The 4798-nt window shown below is 70.3% G+C and carries 7 protein-coding genes and 1 tRNA gene; 4 read left to right on the top strand and 4 right to left on the bottom strand.

The genetic code is table 11. The features are described 5' to 3' along the window. Nucleotides 1-138: 138 nt before the first annotated feature. The 4 genes from ACWCO3_RS31640 to bcp form a co-directional block, all read right to left on the bottom strand. A complete protein-coding gene (locus tag ACWCO3_RS31640; RefSeq protein WP_145785246.1) occupies nt 139-669 on the bottom strand; it encodes a GNAT family N-acetyltransferase in 531 nt (176 codons plus the stop codon). Nucleotides 670-774: 105 nt separating this feature from the next. After that, nucleotides 775-848: transfer RNA gene (locus ACWCO3_RS31635), tRNA-Leu, on the bottom strand. Continuing rightward, nucleotides 839-1366 carry a hypothetical protein gene (locus ACWCO3_RS31630; RefSeq protein ID WP_450013549.1) on the bottom strand — a complete coding sequence of 176 codons (528 nt, stop codon included), beginning with the start codon at nt 1364-1366 and terminating at the stop codon, nt 839-841. The genes ACWCO3_RS31635 and ACWCO3_RS31630 overlap by 10 nt, the downstream gene beginning before the upstream one ends. Nucleotides 1367-1465: 99 nt before the next feature. Continuing rightward, complete coding sequence (gene bcp / locus ACWCO3_RS31625) at nt 1466-1942, bottom strand: thioredoxin-dependent thiol peroxidase (RefSeq protein ID WP_145785245.1); 477 nt, start codon at nt 1940-1942, stop codon at nt 1466-1468. Nucleotides 1943-2127: 185 nt separating this feature from the next. Here bcp and ACWCO3_RS31620 point away from each other — a divergent pair, with 185 nt between their 5' ends. From ACWCO3_RS31620 to ACWCO3_RS31605, 4 genes are all read left to right on the top strand, one after another. Then, complete coding sequence (locus ACWCO3_RS31620; RefSeq protein WP_450013547.1) at nt 2128-2844, top strand: energy-coupling factor ABC transporter permease; 717 nt, start codon at nt 2128-2130, stop codon at nt 2842-2844. Then, a complete protein-coding gene (locus ACWCO3_RS31615) occupies nt 2841-3269 on the top strand; it encodes a PDGLE domain-containing protein (RefSeq protein ID WP_357933320.1) in 429 nt (142 codons plus the stop codon). The genes ACWCO3_RS31620 and ACWCO3_RS31615 overlap by 4 nt, the downstream gene beginning before the upstream one ends. 18 nt (nt 3270-3287) lie before the next feature. Further along, the gene (gene cbiQ / locus ACWCO3_RS31610; protein WP_145785242.1) at nt 3288-4058 is read left to right on the top strand and encodes a cobalt ECF transporter T component CbiQ; all 771 of its coding nucleotides are present in this window, start codon (nt 3288-3290) and stop codon (nt 4056-4058) included. After that, on the top strand, nt 4055-4798 hold a 744-nt coding region (locus tag ACWCO3_RS31605), incomplete at its 3' end, for an energy-coupling factor ABC transporter ATP-binding protein (RefSeq protein WP_450013544.1). The genes cbiQ and ACWCO3_RS31605, both read left to right, overlap by 4 nt.

Here is a 4798-nt window from a genome sequence, read left to right as displayed (position 1 = left end):
GCCTTGACCGGCAGCACGTCGGTCTCGTCCACCTCGGCGAGCAGCCCCAACTTCCCGGATGTTGCTGCTTCCGGACGGCGGGAGACAGCAACATCCCTGATGGTGCGCGGATCTTGGTGACGGGCACCCGGCCGGGTGCTACTGCCGTTGCGGCGCCAGGTCCAGCCACATCAGGATCTCGTCCCGGTCGTCGTCGGGTGCCACCCGCAACGCGCCCGGCAGGCGGCCGATCTCCCGGTAGCCGAGACGGTCGTAGAACTTGTCCAACCCCAGCCCGTCGCGCACCGTGACGTGCAACGCCTCGTGGCCGAACTCCCGGCCCAACCGGGCCGCCTCGGTCATCAGCGCCGAGCCGTAGCCGGTGCCCTGGGTGCCCGGGTGGACCATCACCCGCTTCAGGACACACCAGTGCGCCTTGAGCGGGAAGCGGTTGTCACCGAAGACCAGCATCGCCACGAGTCGGTCGCCCGAATACGCCACCAACAGCCGGTCCGGCCCGTCGGCGATCCCGGCGAACGTCGGATCGGCGAGCACGTGGACGTCGGCTGCCGTGACCGGCGGCACGAAGCCGACAGCGCCGCCGGCGTTGCTGACGTCCGCCCAGAGGTCGACGATCTCGGCGCGCAGTCGCGGGGTCAGGTCGGGGTCGAGGACGAAGCGCAAACTCACGCCCGCCATCCTGACCCGACGACCAGGCCCGCGACCCACGACAGTGACGCGCCCGACAAGTTGTCGCCTGTCGGGCTGCGCCACCTTGCCGGGCCAGTATCGAGGTAGGGCCGACGGGATTCGAACCCGCACTGGTGCGGACCTAAACCGCATGCCTCCTGCCGTTGGGCTACGGCCCCTTGAAGCTGAACTCCACCAGCATCCACGGCCACTCCTGCCGAGGCAGTGGCCTGCCTATCGGGAAGCCGGTCGGAGTAACCGCATCAGGATCGTAGACCACATCCGGCTCGACGCGAGCAGGCCGCCGTTGACCAGCGAAGGTCGCGGTCTGGCTGTGACAGTTCGGGCAGAGGAGCCGAAGGTTCGGTGGCCGGTTGTCGAGGAAGTCCCCGTTGATGTGGTCGACGTGCAAAATGAGTGCCGCACCTCGCCAAATCGGCCCTGTCCCGCAGCCTTCGCGCCGGTCGGGAACGCCGAGGGTGCTCAGCGCCCACTTCAAGCGAAAGCCGGGCGTCCTACGCGACCCGTCCGGCAGCACGACCAGAAGTTGAGCGGCCGTGGTGCGCCGCTTGCCCCGCTGTCCTTTGGTGTGGGCACTGCCGGTGAAATGTGAGGTGTCGATGCCGAACCTTTTGAGCTGCCGGCTGATGTGCGCGTGTGAACCACCGCTGACGCGTACGCCGAGCAGGCGCATCACCTCGGTGATGTTGCGCGCGGCGGCCGCAGCGGCGGCAAGCGCCTCAGGCGTGTATTTGTATCGGACCGCTCGCCGAAAGTAGTGGCCGGGTGTGACAACTCAGTCCAGGCCGAGGTCGCGGCGGAGCTTGGCGACGTGGCCGGTGGCCTTGACGTTGTAGAGCGCGCGCTCGATCTTGCCGTCGGCGTCGATCACGAACGTGGAGCGGATCACGCCGGTGACGGTCTTGCCGTACGACTGCTTCTCGCCGTACGCGCCGTAGGCGGTCAACACCGACCGGTCCTGGTCCGACACGAGCGGGAAGGTGATCGCGTCGCGCTCGCGGAACTTCGCCAGCTTCTCCGGCTTGTCCGGGGAGATGCCGACGACCTCGTAGCCGGCGGCCTGGAGCGAGGCGAGCGAGTCGCGGAAGTCGCAGGCCTGCTTGGTGCAGCCGGGGGTCATCGCGGCCGGGTAGGCGTACAGGATGACCCTGCGGCCTCGCAGGTCGGTAAGGGAGAGCTGGTCGCCGGTGTCGGTGGCGAGGGTGAACTCGGGTGCGGGGTCGCCGGGGGAGAGGCGGTCGGGCGCGGTCATGGCCCGACCATACCGCCGAGGTGGGACGTGCTGTCGCCACCGGTGCGCCTGAGCTGCGCGTCCGTCACCTGCCGTAAAGGTGATCATCACCTCGCGTTGTTGCCAGACTATGGCAACAACGATGCCTGGGAAATAGGCTGACCCACGCCGGCCCGCTCGGGCTTGCTGACGAGTGGGGAGGTCGCGTGGAGACACTGGCGATGCACATCTCGAACGGGATCATCAATGGTCCCGTCGCAGCGATCTTCGCTGCGCTCGCACTGGCCGGGCTGACCGCCTGCGTTCTGCGCAGCCGGCGTGACCTGGACGACCGGCTGGCCCCGATGGCCGGCCTGGTGGCGGCGTTCATCTTCGCCGTCCAGATGCTCAACTTCCCGATCTTCACGGCCGGCGTGAGTGGCCACCTGCTCGGTGGCGCGCTCGCCGCCATGCTCGTCGGCCCGTGGGTCGGCGCACTCTGCGTGTCAGTGGTGCTGATCGTGCAGGCGCTGGTCTTCGGCGACGGCGGCGTGGCGATGCTCGGCCTGAACATCACCAACATGGCGCTGCTCGGCACCGCCGCGGCGTACCTGCTGATCGCCCTGCTCCTGCGGGTGCTGCCCCGGACACGCGCCGGTCTGGCGGTGACCGCGTTCGTCGCCGCGATGCTCAGCGTGGTGGTCGCCTCCCAGGGCTTCGTCGTGCAGTACTGGTTGGGCGGCACCACCGACCTGGGCAGCAACCTGGCCGGCCTGGCCGGCACGATGGCCGGAACCCACCTGCTCATCGGCATCGGCGAGGGCCTGATCACCGCGACCACGGTGCTCACCGTCGCGAAGGTGCGACCCGACCTGGTGTACGCGCTGCGCTCCCTGCGTACCCCCGCCACCCCCGCCGTCCCGGTCTCCGGAGGTGTCCGATGAAGAACCGTTCCTGGGCCTTCCTGGCCGGCGGCCTGCTGGTCGCCCTGCTGCTCGCTGGCGTGGTCAGCAACTACGCGTCGTCCCACCCGGACGGGTTGGACTCCTCACTGCTGAAGGGCTGCACTGTCGACGCCGACGACACCATCGTCGGCGGCAGCTGCCCGGCCCAGCAGGCGAAGGACCACGAGCTGGGGGACAGCCCGCTCGCCGACTACGGCGTGCGCGGCATCGAGAACAGCTTCGTCTCCACCGGCCTGTCCGGGGTGCTCGGTGTCCTGGTCACCTTCGCGGTCGGCGCCGGCGGCTTCTGGCTGCTGCGTCGCCGGGGCGGCACGCCGACCGACCCGGACGAGACGACGACCGCCGGGGGCGAGCCCGCGACGTCCGACGACGACGCCCGACGCCGCGCCGACGCGGCCAGCTGAACGAAGGAGTACGCGGAGATGGGTGCCGGTCACGGGCATGTGCTGTACCGCGAGTCCAACTCGCCGGTGCACCGGCTCCCGCCCGAGGTCAAGATCGCGGCGATGGTGGTCTTCACCATCGCCGTGGTGGCCACCCCACGCGAGGCGTTCTGGGCCTTCGGCGCGTACGCGGTGCTGGTGGCAGTCGTGGCGGCGTTGGCCCGGGTCGGGCCGCGGTGGTTGCTCAGCCGGGCGCTGATCGAGGTGCCGTTCGTGCTGTTCGCCATCGCGCTGCCGTTCCTCGGCAGCGGTGACCGGGTCGAGGTGCTGGGTCTGCGGCTGTCCGAGGACGGGCTGCACGGGGCCTGGAACATCCTGGCCAAGGGCACCCTGGGCGTGCTCGCCTCACTGCTGCTGGCGGCGACCACCACCACCCGGGACCTGATCGTGGGACTCGACCGGCTGCACTGCCCGCAGGTGCTCACCCAGATCGCCACGTTCATGCTGCGCTACCTGGACGTGCTGGTCGGCGAGGCGCGGCGGATGCGGGTGGCCCGGATGTCCCGGGGTGACGACCCGCGCTTCCTGTGGCAGTTGCGCGGCTTCGCCGCCGGGATCGGGGCGCTGTTCCTGCGCGCCTTCGAGCGCGGCGAGCGCGTCTATCTGGCGATGCTGTCCCGGGGCTACAACGGGCGGATGCCTGTCGTGTGGCAGGGCGAGGGCGCGGCGAGCGTCGGTCAGTGGTTGGTGGCGGCGACCGTGCCGGTGCTTGCGGCCTCCATCGCCGCCACCGCCGTCGTGCTGTCATGATCGGTGTCGTGCAGACCGCTGTCTCGCTGGACGTTCGTGGCGTCCGGTACGCGCACCCGGACGGGCACGTCGCCCTGCACGGGGTGGACCTGACCGTGCCGCGCGGGGATCGGGTGGCGCTGCTCGGGCCCAACGGTGCCGGCAAGACCACGTTGGTGCTGCACCTCAACGGCATCCTCACCCCGGCCGAGGGCAGTGTGAGCGTCGGCGGGCTGACCGTCACGCCGGATCGGGCCACCCTGGCCGAGGTGCGTCGCCGGGTGGGCATCGTCTTCCAGGACCCGGACGACCAGTTGTTCCTGCCCACTGTGGCGGAGGACGTGGCGTTCGGCCCGGCGAACCTGGGCCTGCGCGGGGCGGAGTTGACCGCCCGGGTGGACGAGGCGCTCGCCGCGGTGGGGATGGGTGAGCACCGGGACCGGTCGCCGCAGCACCTCTCGTTCGGGCAGCGCCGCCGGGTGGCGGTGGCCACCGTGCTCGCCATGCACCCGGAGATCCTGGTGCTCGACGAACCGTCCTCGAACCTGGACCCGGCGGCCCGCCGTGAGCTGGCCGAGATCCTGCGCGACCTGCCGGTGACCCTGTTGATGGTCACGCACGACCTGCCGTACGCGGCGGAGCTGTGCGAACGTTCGGTGATCCTCGACGGCGGCCGGATCGTCGCCGACGCACCCACCCTGGACCTGCTGACCGACCCGGCCCTGCTGGCCCGTCACCGCCTCGAACTTCCCTACGGCTTC

The sequence above is a fragment of the Micromonospora sp. NPDC002411 genome (assembly GCF_053592955.1).
This window is presented reverse-complemented; position numbering and strand designations above follow the sequence as displayed.